Source organism: Neobacillus sp. SM06 (genome assembly GCF_050496765.1).
Lineage (GTDB): Bacteria > Bacillota > Bacilli > Bacillales > Cytobacillaceae > JAEVLT01.
In genome coordinates this window covers 287,583-302,637 of sequence record NZ_JBNWEO010000017.1, presented here as the reverse complement: position 1 = coordinate 302,637, position 15,055 = coordinate 287,583, and the positions used below count along the sequence as shown (strand labels likewise).

At 42.8% G+C, this 15,055-nt stretch carries 17 protein-coding genes; 1 reads left to right on the top strand and 16 read right to left on the bottom strand.

From position 1 onward, the window contains the following. Positions 1-20: 20 nt before the first annotated feature. The 12 genes from ACQYAD_RS14900 to alr form a co-directional block, all read right to left on the bottom strand. A complete protein-coding gene (locus ACQYAD_RS14900) occupies positions 21-2,201 on the bottom strand; it encodes a Tex family protein (protein WP_430239364.1) in 2,181 nt (726 codons plus the stop codon). 129 nt (positions 2,202-2,330) lie between these two features. Then, positions 2,331-2,927, bottom strand: coding sequence for a PP2C family serine/threonine-protein phosphatase (locus ACQYAD_RS14895; protein WP_430239363.1), 597 nt, complete (start codon positions 2,925-2,927; stop codon positions 2,331-2,333). Further along, a complete protein-coding gene (sigB, locus tag ACQYAD_RS14890; RefSeq protein WP_430239361.1) occupies positions 2,924-3,718 on the bottom strand; it encodes an RNA polymerase sigma factor SigB in 795 nt (264 codons plus the stop codon). Before sigB ends, ACQYAD_RS14895 begins: the two co-directional genes overlap by 4 nt. Beyond that, positions 3,696-4,169 carry an anti-sigma B factor RsbW gene (rsbW, locus tag ACQYAD_RS14885; RefSeq protein WP_430239359.1) on the bottom strand — a complete coding sequence of 158 codons (474 nt, stop codon included), beginning with the start codon at positions 4,167-4,169 and terminating at the stop codon, positions 3,696-3,698. The genes sigB and rsbW overlap by 23 nt, the downstream gene beginning before the upstream one ends. Then, positions 4,166-4,498: an anti-sigma factor antagonist gene (locus ACQYAD_RS14880; RefSeq protein ID WP_430239358.1), complete on the bottom strand. Its 333-nt coding sequence runs from the start codon at positions 4,496-4,498 to the stop codon at positions 4,166-4,168. Before ACQYAD_RS14880 ends, rsbW begins: the two co-directional genes overlap by 4 nt. Before the next feature lie 100 nt (positions 4,499-4,598). Further along, a complete protein-coding gene (locus ACQYAD_RS14875; RefSeq protein WP_430239356.1) occupies positions 4,599-5,609 on the bottom strand; it encodes a PP2C family protein-serine/threonine phosphatase in 1,011 nt (336 codons plus the stop codon). A gap of 11 nt (positions 5,610-5,620) precedes the next feature. After that, the gene (locus ACQYAD_RS14870; RefSeq protein WP_430239355.1) at positions 5,621-6,022 is read right to left on the bottom strand and encodes an anti-sigma regulatory factor; all 402 of its coding nucleotides are present in this window, start codon (positions 6,020-6,022) and stop codon (positions 5,621-5,623) included. Positions 6,023-6,026: 4 nt separating this feature from the next. Then, positions 6,027-6,383, bottom strand: a complete 357-nt coding sequence (locus ACQYAD_RS14865; protein WP_430239354.1) for an STAS domain-containing protein — start codon at positions 6,381-6,383, stop codon at positions 6,027-6,029. Then, the gene (locus ACQYAD_RS14860) at positions 6,380-7,213 is read right to left on the bottom strand and encodes an RsbT co-antagonist protein RsbRA (protein ID WP_430239352.1); all 834 of its coding nucleotides are present in this window, start codon (positions 7,211-7,213) and stop codon (positions 6,380-6,382) included. Before ACQYAD_RS14860 ends, ACQYAD_RS14865 begins: the two co-directional genes overlap by 4 nt. 336 nt (positions 7,214-7,549) lie before the next feature. Next, positions 7,550-7,900 (bottom strand): type II toxin-antitoxin system endoribonuclease NdoA, encoded by a 351-nt coding sequence (gene ndoA, locus ACQYAD_RS14855; RefSeq protein ID WP_075980482.1) that lies wholly within the window; start codon positions 7,898-7,900, stop codon positions 7,550-7,552. Positions 7,901-7,904: 4 nt separating this feature from the next. Then, positions 7,905-8,186 carry a CopG family ribbon-helix-helix protein gene (locus ACQYAD_RS14850; RefSeq protein WP_430239349.1) on the bottom strand — a complete coding sequence of 94 codons (282 nt, stop codon included), beginning with the start codon at positions 8,184-8,186 and terminating at the stop codon, positions 7,905-7,907. 188 nt (positions 8,187-8,374) lie between these two features. Then, a complete protein-coding gene (alr, locus tag ACQYAD_RS14845) occupies positions 8,375-9,532 on the bottom strand; it encodes an alanine racemase (protein ID WP_430239348.1) in 1,158 nt (385 codons plus the stop codon). A gap of 21 nt (positions 9,533-9,553) precedes the next feature. On the opposite strand from alr, the gene ACQYAD_RS14840 reads away from it, so the two are divergent. Continuing rightward, positions 9,554-9,862 carry a hypothetical protein gene (locus ACQYAD_RS14840; protein ID WP_430239346.1) on the top strand — a complete coding sequence of 103 codons (309 nt, stop codon included), beginning with the start codon at positions 9,554-9,556 and terminating at the stop codon, positions 9,860-9,862. A 50-nt stretch (positions 9,863-9,912) separates the two neighbouring features. On the opposite strand, the gene ACQYAD_RS14835 is transcribed toward ACQYAD_RS14840, so the two are convergent. From ACQYAD_RS14835 to ACQYAD_RS14820, 4 genes are all read right to left on the bottom strand, one after another. Then, complete coding sequence (locus ACQYAD_RS14835; protein WP_430239345.1) at positions 9,913-10,935, bottom strand: LolA family protein; 1,023 nt, start codon at positions 10,933-10,935, stop codon at positions 9,913-9,915. Positions 10,936-11,145: 210 nt separating this feature from the next. Beyond that, positions 11,146-11,508 (bottom strand): holo-ACP synthase, encoded by a 363-nt coding sequence (gene acpS / locus ACQYAD_RS14830; RefSeq protein WP_430239343.1) that lies wholly within the window; start codon positions 11,506-11,508, stop codon positions 11,146-11,148. A 206-nt stretch (positions 11,509-11,714) separates the two neighbouring features. Next, positions 11,715-13,187, bottom strand: coding sequence for a DEAD/DEAH box helicase (locus ACQYAD_RS14825; protein WP_430239342.1), 1,473 nt, complete (start codon positions 13,185-13,187; stop codon positions 11,715-11,717). 387 nt (positions 13,188-13,574) lie between these two features. Then, positions 13,575-14,954 (bottom strand): UDP-N-acetylmuramoyl-tripeptide--D-alanyl-D-alanine ligase, encoded by a 1,380-nt coding sequence (locus tag ACQYAD_RS14820; protein WP_430239341.1) that lies wholly within the window; start codon positions 14,952-14,954, stop codon positions 13,575-13,577. Positions 14,955-15,055: the final 101 nt, after the last annotated feature.

Genomic DNA, 15,055 nt, shown 5'->3' with positions numbered 1-15,055 from the left:
GATGGGCAGAACACTTCCCCTTACGATTGTTCAGGCGGAAGCATGGTTAACGCAACTCTTCCTTTTTTAAAGTCGACTGAGTCTACCCAGACAGTTACGACATCACCTACAGACACTACGTCAAGCGGATGCTTCACAAATTGCTTTCGCAGCTTCGAAATATGGACAAGCCCATCTTGTTTTACGCCGATATCAACAAAGGCTCCAAAGTCGACAACATTTCTTACAGTCCCTTGCAGTTCCATACCTGGTTTTAAATCTTCCATTTTCAGTACGTCCTTTTTCAGCAGCGGTCGCGGCAAGTCATCGCGTGGATCGCGCTCTGGTCTTACAAGGGCATCAATGATATCCTTTAACGTCAATTCTCCAATCCCTAATTCTTCCGATGTTTTTGCAAGCACCAACCCGCTCAATGCGTGCTTCAAGTGGACGCTCCCCAAATCTGCAGCGGTAAAACCTAAGGAACTCAACAATTTTTTCACTGCTTCATAGTTTTCTGGGTGAATGGCTGTGCGGTCAAGCGGTTCCTTACCATCCAGTACTCGCAGAAACCCGATGGCCTGTTCATATGTTTTGGCCCCGAGGCGCGGCACTTTTTTCAGCTGGCTGCGGCTTGTAAACTTCCCTTCTTCCTCGCGTTTTTTAACAATATTGGTTGCCGCTGTTTTTGTCAGCCCTGCAACATATTGCAGCAAGGATGGAGAAGCCGTGTTGACATTTACCCCAACCTGGTTGACGGCTGTCTCAACGACAAAATTCAACGATTCGGATAATCGTTTTTGCGAAACATCATGCTGGTATTGACCAACACCCACTGACTTCGGATCGATTTTAACCAATTCTGCAAGGGGATCTTGGAGCCTGCGGGCAATCGAAACCGCACTTCGTTCCTCAACGTGCAGATTGGGAAATTCCTCCCTGGCAATATCGGATGCGGAATACACGCTTGCCCCTGCCTCATTGACAATAATATAAAAAATTCCTTCAGGCATTTCTTTTAAACTATCCGCAATGAATTGTTCCGTTTCCCTGGAGGCAGTTCCGTTGCCGATTGCCACCATTTCCACATCAAATTCCTGAAGAATGTCGATTACTTTCTTGCGCGCATCCTCTGTTTTCGAAACTGGCGGATGCGGATAAATCACATCAATTTTCAGCACTTTCCCTGTCTCATCCACTACCGCAAGCTTGCAGCCTGTCCGATATGCCGGGTCGACGCCCAAAACAATTTTTCCTTTTAATGGAGGCTGCAGCAATAAGTTGCGCAAGTTCTCCGAAAATATATGGATCGCCTGTTCCTCTGCTTTTACCGTTAGTTCATTGCGGATTTCGCGCTCAATGGCCGGCTGGATCAAACGCTTATAGCTATCCTCAATGGCCTCAAAAACGATCGAGACGGCCGGAGAGTCTGATGGCGAAGGGATCCATTTTTTCGAAAGATGGTTCATCATGACCTCTGGATTCACTTTTACCGATACCCGTAAAATGCCTTCCTTTTCACCGCGGTTTAAGGCAAGAATGCGATGCGGAACAATTTTGCTGATCGGCTCTTCATACTCGTAGTACATTTCATACACTTTTTTCTCGTCTTTTTCTTCCTCTTTAACAGTCGATGCGACCGTACCGGATTGATAGGTTTTACCGCGAATCCACTTTCTGCTTTCCGCATCATCGGAAACCATCTCAGCGATGATATCTTTTGCGCCGGAAACAGCCTCTTCAACGGTCATTACTTCTTTTTCATCCGATAAAAACTCAACCGCTTTTTCTGCAGGTTCACTAGCTGGAAACGTTAGCATCCACTCAGCGAAAGGTTCGAGTCCCTTTTCTTTTGCAATCGTCGCCTTTGTCCGTCTTTTTTGTTTGTATGGACGGTAAAGATCCTCCACTTCCTGAAGTTTTTCCGCCTTTAGAATGCTTCCCCTTAGTTCTTCTGTCAGCTTTCCTTGCTCCTCGATGATGCGGAGCACTTCTTCTTTGCGTTGCTCAAGATTTTGTATGTATTGCCAGCGTTCGAAAATCGAGCGAATTTGCACTTCGTCAAGCGCACCCGTCTGTTCCTTGCGGTAGCGGGCGATAAACGGCACCGTGTTGCCATCCTCTAATAAGGAAATCACGCTTTTTACTTGTTTGAATGTTAAAGACTGCTCGAAAGCAATCTTTTTTAAAAACTGTTCTTGTTTTTCGGCCAATTCAATCACAAACCAATCCTCCAACTTCTCAAACTTTACCCTTATTGTATCAAAATTACCTAGCGGTTTCACGAAACCGAAAGCTCCATTCCATCGCAAAACCACTCGTGCCAAAAAACAAAAGGAGCTTACTCATTTTTAGAGCAAGCTCCCTATAATAAAGGTGGCATCATCGTCCAACTTCGGATAATGATGGATAATTTCATCCGCAATCATCCGCACGGGGAACAAACCTTTTAAAAGCGATTTTACCCCTTGAAATTCGTATCCGTCCGAATAAACAATAAATTTGGAATGGGGCTCGTAAGAAAAGCGCTGGGTATGAAAAATCTGCGGCCTTCCCGACAAATACCCTGTTACCGGCAGTGGGTATGTAAGCTTCCCTTTAGAGGAATACATAAAAAAGCGAATGTTTCCTACACAGCTATAGACAAATTCTCTTGTATGAAAGTAAATTTTAAAGATTGTTACCGCTGCTCCTCTTTTTTGCAGCAACGCAGCATTGCCCAAGTTCATAAGTGTTTCTACACTCTCCTGATGGTGCTGTTTAACTGCATCAATGACAGCCGCCGAAGCTTCATACGCAAATTCACCGCTTCCAAGCCCGTCAGCAAGAACACAAACAAAATACTCATCCGTTATTGTAAAAAAGTAGCTATCCCCGCAAAAGGTTTTTCCATTCTTTGCCGTTTGGTGGGCAACTACTTCAATACGATCGCCCGTTAGTGAATTCATGTACGGCACTCCGTAGGGTCTTTTTCGGCATTGATCGCTTCTTGAAGTTTTTTAATTGCTTTTCGCTGTAGGCGGGAGACATGCATTTGCGAGATTCCCAGCTTTTCCCCTGCTTCTTTTTGGCTCATATTGTCTAAATACGTATATTGAATGATGCATTTCTCCCGTTCACTTAAGATGGGGAGAACTTTCTCCAATACAAGTTTTTGATTGATCCGCTCATAGCCGGAATCATGTTTACCGACAATATTCAAAAGCGTAACCGTTCCGCCTTCTGCATCCGCTTCAATGGAATGATCGACAGATAGTGCTTGGTAGCTTTTGCCCATTTCCATCGCTTCGAGCACTTCCTCCTCCGAAACCTCGAGCTCCGCAGCAATTTCAGCAACTTTCGGGGATCGGTGCAGTTTTGTTGTCAACTCTTCCACCGTTGTTTTGATTTTTGGCCCAATTTCTTTTATCCGTCTTGGAACATGGACACTCCAAGTCTTATCGCGCAAAAAGCGTTTAATTTCCCCAATAATGGTTGGAACCGCAAATGCTTCAAAACTTTTTCCATACGATTCGTCATAGCGGCGGATGGCTCCAAGCAGACCGATCATCCCTACCTGAAAAATATCTTCATGAAAGGAACGGCCTTTCGAATATTTCCTTGCTAAGGACTCTACCAAATTTTTATAATGGAGAACGAGCTGGTTTTGGGCTTCATCATCTTGGTTTAACTGGTAGGCTTTGATTAGTTGATTGACATCGAACCTTTCCTCCGGGTTAGGTTGAGATTGTTTCGACATCGCTCTCCACCTGCTCTCCTTCAAGGTATTTCGTCATAAAGACTGTGACACCTTTTTGGTGATGAATTCTGACTTCATCCATTAACGTTTCGATGAGATACAGCCCCAAACCTCCTTCTCGCAAAAACTCAGCTGAGTCGTCCTGGCGGTACGGCCCAGTCTCCTTTCGGGCAGCTTCAAAATTGAAGCTATCGCCATGATCCGCGACCATTACTTCCAAATGATCGGTAAACAACCCAAAACCAATCAGGACTTCACCTTGCTCATTCTTTTTATAAGCATGCTGAACAGCATTGGTGCATGCTTCACTTAGGGCTATTTTTAAATCCTCCAACGCCTCATATGAAAATCCCATTCTGCTGGCAATGCCAGAAAGAGTTAACCGAATCACACCCACATACTCTGGTTTTGCAGGAATTTTCATTTCAATATAGTCAAACGGTTGATTCATTGTACCCCACCCTCTATCTGGCTGTTTATCTTTAGAATGTCTGCCAAACCTGTAATCTCAAACAATCGTTTCAATCGGTCGGATAAACCCCTTAGTTTTAATTCACCATGATGGGCACGGCATGATTTAAAGACACCCACAATGACACCCAGTCCCGTGCTGTCCATATAAGAAACTCCACTGAGATCCATCACAACTTCTGCACTCTCTTTCTCTGATAACGGAAAAACAATTTCGCGGAGTTTTGGAGCAGTATATACGTCAACTTCACCATGAACCTTTACTTCATATAACGGATCCTGTTCATTTACTTCAATTTTTATATTCATCGTAAGCCCCCCTCAATGTAAGCGAAATGGCACTTCCTATCTTCTTGCTTTCGCTGGACGTCTGTAGTCCATTTTTTCTCTTACCCGTATTGCAAACACATTAAACCTTCCGGCGCAAAATAATCAACGTAAAATCATCGCGAAGATAGAAGTTTTGCAGTTTTTCCAAGTCTTTGTAAACATGGTTCACAATCTCTTGAGCACTTAAATGAAGGTATTGCTTTATGTAATCCAGCAATGTCTCTTTCTCGATAAAGCCGTTTTCTGTCCGTGATTCCGTTACCCCATCCGATAGCAGAATAATCATATCGCCCGGCGAAATTTCTTTTTTAAACTGCGAGTACCTCGTTTTTTTATCAATTCCCAGGAGAAGCCCCTTTGCGTGAATTTCCGAAAACTGCCCCGTCCTTTTATCGTAAAAAAATCCTGGTTCATGCCCGGCAGAGGAAAAATAAAAGGCGTGGACGTTCAAATCATAAATGCCATAGAACATTGAAATAAACATGCTCGGATCAACATTTTGCTCCACTACCCGATTCAAACTTTCCAGCACAATATTGGGTGCAGATCGGGTTTCAGGCAAGCTGTCCATTGCGTATTTGATCATGGACATGCACAATGCAGCTGGAATCCCTTTTCCAATCACATCTGCAATCGCGACGTTCAAAAACTGTCCATCATCATGGACAAAGTGATAGTAATCACCGTTCATATGCTTTGCCGGTACACTTAATGCTCCAATGTCCAACCCTTTTACGTCTGGAATCGAGGTACCGAGCAATGTTTGCTGCATATTGGCCGCAATTTCCATCTCTGAGCGAATTTCCATCTGTTTGGTGCGCAGACTTTGGTGCTCTTGATAAGCAAGCCCATATCCCACCATCACTTCAAGAAGAATATCAAAAGAGTTTAGGATATCTTGATGGATATCAGGAAACAACTCTTGTAACAAAGCCTTATGAATACTAATAATCTCCTCGGGAGGAATTTGCGCTTCAATTGACTTTCTACTAAATTTTTGTCCCTTGTAGAGTGTTGTTTCAGATTGATCCTTTAAATAATGTATGAGAATATTCCGATACATATCAGCCATGATCTCTCGAAAATCCATATTCTCCCTCCTTAACGGAGCCACTTCGTCGCCTTAATCTCCGTACCGTTCTCTGGAGATGAGTCAATTTCAAATTCATCCATCAGCCGTTTGACTCCAGGCAAACCGGCTCCAAGCCCGCCCGATGTCGAATATCCATCTTCCATCACTTGGCGAATATCACGAATTCCCGGTCCATTATCGACTGCCAACACTTTCAATCCCACTTTTGTCCGATTGTATATTTTTTCGATGCAAATTTTTCCTTCTCCCGCATATAAGTAGATGTTTCTGGCGAGTTCACTGATTGCTGTTGTGATCCGGGCTTGGTCCACCGTCCCGAACCCCAGTTCTTTTGCAACATTCCGCCCCAGCTGGCGTGCTGCAACGATGTCCCATTCGTTTAATATTTTAATGCAGGATTGATTCTCCATATAGTCAATCCCCCAATTCCTGTTGTAATTTCTCCAAACCTTTTTCTAAATCCAAAGCAGTTAGGACATCTTCAAGCCGGATTCCGAGTTCAATTAGGGTAATCGCCACAGCAGGCTGAATCCCCGTTATTACGACCAACGCTCCCATTAGCTTCGACATGCTGATGACGTCACCCAATACTTTTGCAATAAACGAATCGATAAAATCAATGGATGTAAGGTCAATCACAACTCCGTTTGCACTGGTTTCATGTATTTTGTTGAGTAAATCTTCTTGAAATTGCAATGCCGTCTGATCATCTAATTCCCATTGAATGGATACCAGCAGACAGTCTCGTAATTTTAAAATCGGAATTCTCAATTTGCACCCTCCATTTTAATAATTTTGCGATTCGTTAATTCAAGAGCAGCCTCGATCCCCTTTTTCAAAGTATTTTTTGTGACAAACTGATTTAAGTCGATCCCTAAGTTTACAATGGTCTGGGCAATTTCCGGGCGAATGCCGACCAACATGCACTTTGCGCCAATTAGCCGCACGGCGTTGGCGGCTTGAATAATGTGATGGGCAACCATCGTGTCTACAACAGGCACACCTGTAATATCGATTAACACGACTTCGGATCGATGTTTGACAGCTCCGGATAATAAATTTTCCATAATTTGTTTAGCTCGTTCCGTATCGATTGTACCGACAAGCGGCATTACCGTAATTCCTTCAAGTACCGGAATAAGCGGTGCCGATAGTTCCTGGAGTGCAATCTTCTGCATCGAAACAGTTCGCTCCCATGTTAGCGAGTATACGTCTACAACTTCGTTTTGAAGCGGACTGAGCCAATTATCAAACTGATAAAGAACATCCAATTGGTTTTCATCTGTTACATAGCCTTCTTTTTTCATAGCCTCAAATAAATTCCGGCTAAAAACCCGAATTCCTTCCACAACAAAATGGAGCGGCCAGCCAAAGCGGACTACTTTCTCAGAAAAATCCGATAAACGGGAAGTAAATTCCTCTTTTGTTCCATTTAAATTTGAAGCAATCAAGTCGATAAACTCTCTGCTCGTCCCAGTGAAGACTTGATTGGAGATCAATTTAAATACACGTTCATCCGCTTCTTCCCTCATTTTGTCCATCCACTCATTCAAGATATCGTCCTTATGCTGATCAATAAAATCCAAGATTAAACGTTCCATTTTTCCTCCTTTTGAAGCAATGTTTTTTCTAAATTGAATTTTCCGGCAATCGATTCTCTATTTATCATAACAAGGTCCAATTTGCAATGGAACCCTTTTGCTTTTATAAAGCGACTTTCTCTTATACCCAAACGCAAAGCGGTTTAAACCTTTTTTAAACAAAAAAACGCAGGTACATGGGTCATCAGCAATCCGAACTAGACTAAAAAAACGCACGGAAGCATATCCACGACCAAAATAAAAAAGCAAGCTTTTGGTCGCTTGCTTTAACAGTAGCAGTATGAGGGGCAAGATTATGTAAAAAAACGCCCTTACTTTCAAGAGCGTGCTTTTTGGTTAAAATTCGATGAGACCTAGGCTTATTTGCAAGGCATCATCCACTTTCTCCATCATTTCGTCATCGAGATGAGTGATTTTATCGGTTAATCGCTGCTTATCAATTGTACGAATTTGCTCGAGCAGGATGACCGAATCTCGTTCAAAACCGTAGCGTTTCGCATCAATTTCTACATGTGTGGGCAGCTTCGCTTTTTGAATTTGAGCTGTTATGGCTGCAACAATGACTGTGGGACTAAACCGATTCCCGATGTCGTTTTGGATGACAAGCACTGGACGGACGCCGCCTTGTTCAGAACCAACAACTGGGGATAGGTCTGCAAAATAAACGTCACCACGTTTGACAATCAAAGGATTATCCCCCGCTTACAAGACGTTCAACTGTATGTTCTGCCTCATATTCTGCTAGAAATGCTTCAGACGCAATTCGCAAATTTATTTTTGCCATTTCCATGTACCCACGTCTCATGACTTCGCGAATTTGTCTCTTTTTTCGTTCGCGCAAATACATTTTTGTAGCCTGGTAAATAAATTCACTTCGATTACCATTCTCTGCTTTTACAAAACCATCTAATTCGGTTAAAAGATGTTGCGGTAATTCCACCAAGATTTCCGTAGTTGTGCTGGACTCAGACACAAACATACACCTCCACCATCACTACAAACCATTTTATCTTTACCATTTTTAATCATACCATTTATCCTGCCCGGTGCATAGACTATTTGACAATTCTTCTGTATTATAAGCCAAAAAATCACTCTTTTATGCAGAGGAAGGGGGCCGCGAAGAAAATATTGTTCATGATGGTTATTTTTTTGCCATTTTTACAAAAGGTAGTTTTTCAAATCCACAATTTCGCCGCGCTGTCGATAAAGTCTCGGCACCCTGTTTGTGATGATGCATGGAATTTCATAATTGATCGTCTCAAGTTTCTTGGCGATTTCATTGACAGAAATAAACGAATCGCCTGCTTTTCCAATTAAGGTTACAGTTGTACCGACTGGAACTTGATATGGGAGCCGTACCATGCATTGATCCATACAAATTCGGCCGACAATCGGCACCCTCATTCCGTCAACAATCACTTCCTGTCCTTGAAGTTTGCGGATCCATCCATCTGCATAGCCGATCGGAATGGTTCCAATCCACTCATCGCCAGCTGCTTCATATGTTGCACCATAGCTTACCTTATCGCCTTTTTGCAGCCGCTTCACATGCACAAGCTTTGACCGTAAGGCAAAAGCTTCCTTTAGCGGAATTGGAATTTCTTTTTCCATTTCTGGTGAAGGCGTTAATCCATACATTGCAATCCCAAGGCGAACGGCATTAAAGCAGGCTTGCGGATGTCTTAGGGTTGCGGCGCTGTTGCTGCAATGAACATATTTTGGCATCTTGTTTAGAATGCTCAACCTTTCTTGAAATAAATCAAGCTGTTGTTCAAAATAAGTTTGATCCAATTCATCTGCAGTAGCAAAATGAGTAAAAATTCCTTCAAAGCAAAATCGTTGATCTGTTGTAAGTAGCTCTTCGATTTCTTTCAGTTCTTCTTTACCGCGGATGCCGATCCGCCCCATGCCCGTATCCAGTTTGACGTGCACTGCCAGTTGTTCATCTTCTTCCAAAATCGCTTTTGCCTCTTTGATCCATTCCGACTGAAAAACAGTTAGCGTAATTTTTAATTCAACAGCAAGATGGGCATCGGCAGGGCGAGTTGCTCCCAATACAAGAATAGGCGCCTTAATTCCTTTATTGCGCAACGCAATCGCTTCGTCCATAAAGGCGACTGCCAGATACGATGCCCCTGCTTGAAGCGCTGTTTCCGATACTTGTTTATCCCCGTGCCCATAGGCATTTGCTTTGACAACGGCAATTATTTCCGCATCCGGTGGAAGCAAATTTTTCACAGAGGAAATGTTTTCAGCAATGCAATCCAAATCCACTTCTGCCCATGTATCGCGATAAAAAAACCCTTGCTCGTTCATTTCGGTTGTCCACTTCCTAGTTTGTTGATTCAAATCAGTTTCGATTTTCTTCCTCTATCGATTATTCAACTGCAAAGCAAGATTGTCAAATGGATTGTTAAAAATAAGGAGCGTCCGCCCAACAGCAGGTTTTGGTTTATTATGAGATTGGACACTTATCCGCGGGAGTTTTCCTTTTATCCGCGAATTTTTCCCTTTTATCCGCGAAACGGTTCCGTTTATCCGCGGAAATTTGCTCTTTATCCGGATTTCCATCCAACCCCATCGAACAGGGACACTTATCCGTTGAAATACGCTCTTTATCCGGATTTCCATCCAACCCATACATAAACAAAAGCACAGCCGCTTTCAAAAGTGGACTGTGCTTTTTTGCAAAAATTCTATTTCACCATATCGCCTTGTACGGAACTTGCGACTTCGACCAATTCTTCTTTTGTTAAGTTTTTCGAAGCAATCATGTAATCGATGCCGTTTTGCGACCATGTAATCGAGTGATCTGAGAGGGCTCCGACCGTGAAGCCGAGATCGACCGGCTGTCCTTCAACAGAAGTAGGGACCGTCATTGGAGCAGAAGCTGTTTTCGCAATCGTTTTTTCCTGCACCATCGTAAAGGATTTTTTACCTTCGTAAGTAAGAACCACTCGCTTGCCGTCTTCAAGCTTTATTTCCTTTTCTCCAACCAATTTCGTTTCTTTCGCAAGCGCTGTCGGATATTTGACCGTGAAAGAAGGATCCTGTACCTTGGCCATTGCCGGCAAACCAAGCTGTGCTCTTGTCATATTTTTCTTCATATCAAAATCATTTTCATTAAATGAAGCATTAAACTTCATTTTCGAAAATTCAACCGTAACAATTGGATTGCGATCGGTATCCATCACTTTCACTTCAACTGGCGACAAATCGCTTTTATTCAACTTAATTTCCTGAGTTGGAAGCATTTTGTTATTTTGATAGCGCGTTTTTGTCTCAAAAACATAATAATCCTTTGTGGATGAAAATTTCGCACCCTTATCCTCAAGAATATCCTTAATCAACGACTCATAAAGATAGGCCTGACTGCTATTTTGCGGCCAGTCACTTTGAAAACGGAAGCTTTTATTCAACGCCGGCGTTAAAACAAACACACCTTCATCGTTTCGTAAAATCATTTGGCTTTGGTCTTTTGATGGATTTTTCAAATTGACGCGATAATAGGTTGGATCCTTATGCCAGATTTCTACATTGTAAACCTGAGAATCGCTTCCCATTTTCAATGTCATCTTAGCATTAACCTTGTAGCCGGATAAATCCTCCAGTTTCCCATTTAAATCTTTGACCACATCACCTTGTGACTTTGTACCGCAAGCACTTAGAACGAACAGAATCATCAGCCCAACAAAGAGCAGCATCAACCTTTTCCTCATTCTTTCAACCCCTTCTGTCTCATTTCAAATGATTATAGAGAAGAGAAAGGCAGGGTTTTAGGCAGTTGGACATCATAATGGATAACTGGGATTAGAGTTTGAGTAGTAAGTTGCTTTCCAATGTTACCAAGCTGACCTTGTCTCTCCTAATTCCCTATGAATATATGAGACAACCATGAGGAATATGCCAAGCTGTCTTTGATTGTTTATTCACACATCGGTACTCGTTTCCTCAATAATCACCTGGGCAACTGCATACTCCCTGCTATGAGAGATCGAAAGATGTGCTCGCACATTTGGTTTGGCAATAGCGGGTTTGCCAAACGAATCGTTCATAATTTCAATATCTAAAAAAGAGAGCTCTTTGCCAATCCCAGTGCCATTTGCTTTTGAAAAAGCTTCTTTCGCTGCAAATCGGCCGGCAAGAAATTCGACTTTTCTACGTCCTGACAATGGTTTCAGTTGCTCTTTTTCAAGGGGTGTTAAAACGCGATCCCAGAACTTCGGCTGGCGTTCGATGATTTCCTGAATGCGGGCAAGCTCTATAATGTCAATTCCAATCCCTTTAATCATCTGTCTTCACCTCAATCCATCCTTTTATCCAATTGCAATTGGTGCTCGAATGGTCACTTCCCCCGTTCCACTTTTCCATTATTTTCATTCATTATATAAGAAAACCCGGGAACATCGCTAGTCATTTTTCACCATGAAACGAAAGGCGATGCAAAAACAAAGGGCATGGCGCCGCGCCATGCCCTTTTCTGTTTCCATCTAGATTTTTATCGTGTATAGTTTCGTGATTTCGGTTTGCCGGTTCCCCGTTTTTCACCTGAGCGGTACGAGGATTTATTGCGTCTTGATGAATCATAGTTGCGCGAATCGTGATTTCTTCGGTTTCCTTGCGGCTTGCTGCTGCTACGGTCTCTGCGCATCGGAAGCGGATTCTCTTCTGTTAATTTAACTGGCGTAGTATCCGGTTCCTTTGTCAGCATTTTGAGAACAGCGGCTACTACGGTTGAAGCATCATTATCCTCAAGCAGTTCTTGTGCTGCAGCCTTGTAATATTGCAAATTGTTCGATTCAATCGTTTGGACAATTTTCTCAACAACTGCCCTTTGCTGGCCTTCCAATGCCTCATCAAGGGTTGGAGCTTTCATTTTTTCCATCTTGCGTCTCGTTGTTTTTTCCACAACCGCAAGATAAGACTTCTCCCTTGGTGTAACAAACGTCATTGCCACACCGGTTTTCCCTGCACGTCCCGTACGTCCAATACGGTGTACATAGCTTTCAGGATCTTGTGGAATGTCAAAATTATACACATGGGTGACGCCCGAAATATCCAATCCCCTTGCAGCAACATCTGTTGCCACAAGGACATCGATCGAGCCCTCTTTAAATTTCCTTAGGACAGACATCCGTTTAGCTTGGCTTAAGTCGCCATGAATTCCTTCAGCCGTATACCCTCTTAAAGTTAACGCTTCAGATAACTCATCAACGCGGCGCTTCGTCCGTCCAAACACGATGGCCAATTCCGGTGATTGGATATCCAAAAGTCTTGTTAAAACATCGAATTTATTCTTCTCCTGAACTTCAAGATAATACTGTTCGATGGATGGAACCGTCATTTCTTTTGCTTTTACGCGAACGATTTGCGGATCCTTCATAAATCTTTCTGCCATCCGCTGAATCGGTGCCGGCATGGTTGCCGAGAAAAGAAGGGTTTGCCGCTCTTCCGGAATTTGCGAAAGAATCGACTCAATATCTTCAATAAAGCCCATATTCAGCATTTCATCGGCTTCATCAAGGATGGCTGTCTGTACTTGATCAAGGCGAAGCGTCCGGCGATTAATATGATCAAGCACGCGTCCTGGAGTACCAACAATAATATGCGGGAATTTTTTCAACGAGCGAATTTGACGCCCGATATCTTGGCCACCATAAATCGGCAGAACGCGGACTCTTTTTCCCGCTCCAATTTTATAAAGCTCTTCAGACACTTGAATCGCAAGTTCCCTTGTAGGCGCAATGATAATGCCTTGAACGGCATCATTCTGTGTGTCAATTTTTTCAACAAGCGGAATGCCAAATGCAGCCGTTTTACCCGTACCTGTCTGCGCTTGGCCGATCAAATCTTTGTTTTGCAGACTTAACGGAATCGTTTCTGCCTGAATAGGGGTCGCTTCCTCAAAACCCATGCGGAGGACCGCTTTTAACGTAGCCTGACTAAGGCCTAATTCTTGAAACTTTGTCAATGTTTTCATTCTCCTTCATTTGTACCCAATATACTTTTACCGTTGCAACTGAAAGACGTTTTCAGTCAACTGTAATCAAATGCCTAAAATAGGCAACATCACTATTTATAGTTTTGAAAAACCGTTCGTTGCCATGACCGGACAACAAGGCAGAACGCAGCAGTTGCCTATAAACAATAGGAAAGCTCCCACTTTTCTATTATCAAAAAAAGACATTCCTCCAATGGAGTATGCCCTTCTTTTATCGCTCTTTAGACATATTGATAATAATCATAGCATTATTACAGTTAGATTGCAACGAATGTGCTGATTTGTTCACTCTTCCTTTTTCAGGAAGAGGGATTACCAACACCTTTATTTTTCTCAATTAAAAGGAAATTCATTCACTTATTTAGTTTGCAATGCAGTTACCACTTCTTCTAATTTCATCCCGCGGGATGCCTTCACGAGCACAAGGGTCGTTTCATCCACATGCTTTTCCAACTCATTGATGAGTTCCGCTTTATTTGTAAAAGCATGTATTTTTTCTTTCCCTAGTACTTGTTCAGCCCCTTTTGCAATGTATTCACCCAACTGGCCGAACGTAAACAATAGATCGACTTTTTCAGCTTTTAATGACGCGCCGATTTGTATGTGATATTGCTTTTCTTCCGGGCCGAGCTCAAGCATATCGCCGAGGACGAGAATTTTTTTCTTATGGCCTTGCAAATTGGAGACGAGCTCAATTGCTGCCATCATCGAAGTTGGACTGGCGTTATAGGCATCATTGATTATTTTTTCGCCTTTTTTACCCTTGACAAGTTCCATGCGCATATTGGTTAGTTTTAGTGTCGAAAGTTTCTCATTCATCCGTTCAAATGGAATGGAAAAATAATTCGCCACGAGCATTGCCGCCAAAGCATTTAAAATATTGTGGGTGCCTAAAACAGGCAGCTCAAACATTTGCTTCGAAGCATTCGTTTTAAATTGGTTCCCATACTGAAGCTGATGAATTTCGGTCGGAAACAATGTATTGGCTTCACTTCTTCCAAACGTCTGCACTTGCAGATTGCCTTGAAAACGACTGATCCTGTTCATTAGCAGCGGCTCATCACCATGCAAAACAGCGAGACCGCCATCTTTCAAACCTTCAAGGATTTCCAGCTTTGCTTCGGCGATTGCCTCGCGCGAACCAAGATCCAGCAAATGGGATTCACCAATATTGGTAATGACAACAGCATCCGGGCAGGCCAATTTTGTGAGAAATTCGATCTCCCCTCTGCCACTCATCCCCATTTCCAAAACAGCCATTTCTGTATCTTCTTCCAAGCGAAGAACCGTTAGCGGCAAACCGAGATGATTGTTAAAATTGCCCTCGGTTTTTTGAACTTTAAACTTTAGCGAAAGCAAGTTTGCGGTCATGTCCTTTGTTGTTGTTTTTCCATTGCTTCCTGTGATTCCAACCACTTTCACTGAAAGTTGTTTACGGTATTGTTTTGCAAGCTCCTGAAGGGCTGTGAGACAGTCCTCAACGATGAGGATGGGTAAATGCAGTGGCGGATTGGGGACATCTTTTTGCCATAAAGCAGCAGCAGCCCCTTTTTTGATGGAATCTTCAACAAATTTGTGTCCGTCCGCATGCTCGCCTTTTAAAGGAATAAATAAATTTCCTTTGGAAATTTTCCTAGAGTCAATCGCAACACCCGCAAATTGAATCGACTCCCAGGCGGATAAGTCATTTTCCACCTTGATCATGTCTGAAAGTTGTTTAAGTGTTCGTTGAATCATTCTTTTTCCTCCAATAGAAGAAGTGACACGGCACAAAGGCCGTGTCTATATTTTTCCACCTAGTCCGATTTTTCTTTCGTTTGCTTTTCAGAAGCAGCTAA